1 protein-coding gene and 1 pseudogene are annotated in these 636 nt (G+C 30.2%); both read right to left on the minus strand.

Annotation, left to right across the window (positions count from 1 at the left end; all coding sequences use genetic code 11):
• On the minus strand, nt 1-324 hold a 324-nt coding region (locus tag ABFX13_RS14615; RefSeq protein ID WP_346047239.1), incomplete at its 3' end, for a rubredoxin-like domain-containing protein.
• Between the two features lie 167 nt (nt 325-491).
• Nucleotides 492-636: pseudogene (locus ABFX13_RS14620) on the minus strand (NADH peroxidase); the annotation flags it as partial.

Consider the following 636-nt stretch of genomic DNA (forward strand, 5'->3'; position numbering starts at 1 on the left):
AAATTTTGCTGCATGTTCTGCTTCTTCAAATGCTATTCTCTTATAAGCTTCTGCTACTTCTGGATATCCTTCTCTATCTGCTTGACGACTCATTGCTAAGTACATTCCTACTTCTGTACATTCTCCTGTGAAGTTAGCTCTTAATCCTTCTATTATCTCTGGGTCTACCCCTTGTGCTACTCCTATTCTATGCTCATCTGCCCAAGTCATTTCACCTTTCATTTCCTCAAACTTACTAGCTGGTGCTTTACATATAGGGCACACTTCTGGTGGCATTTCTCCTTCATGTATATATCCACATATTGTACAAACAAACTTTTTCATATTAAAATCCTCCTATATTTATATAAACTCTTTATTAATTTCTTTATTAATTTAACATTTAACCTTACTCTTATATATTAACCCTATATTACTATATTAAACCATAAATTTCAAAATTTTTCATATTTTTAATTTATAATAAGGGAAATTATATAGTACTTCTTATATTATTTTCCAAAATGTCTATTTAATAACCCTAAGAATGCTTTACCATGTCTAGCTTCATCTTTACACATTTCATGAACTGTATCATGTATAGCATCTAATCCTAATTCTTTAGCTTTCTTAGCTAATTTTAATTTTCCATCAGTT

The organism is Paraclostridium tenue (assembly GCF_039521565.1).
Lineage (GTDB): Bacteria > Bacillota > Clostridia > Peptostreptococcales > Peptostreptococcaceae > Paraclostridium > Paraclostridium tenue.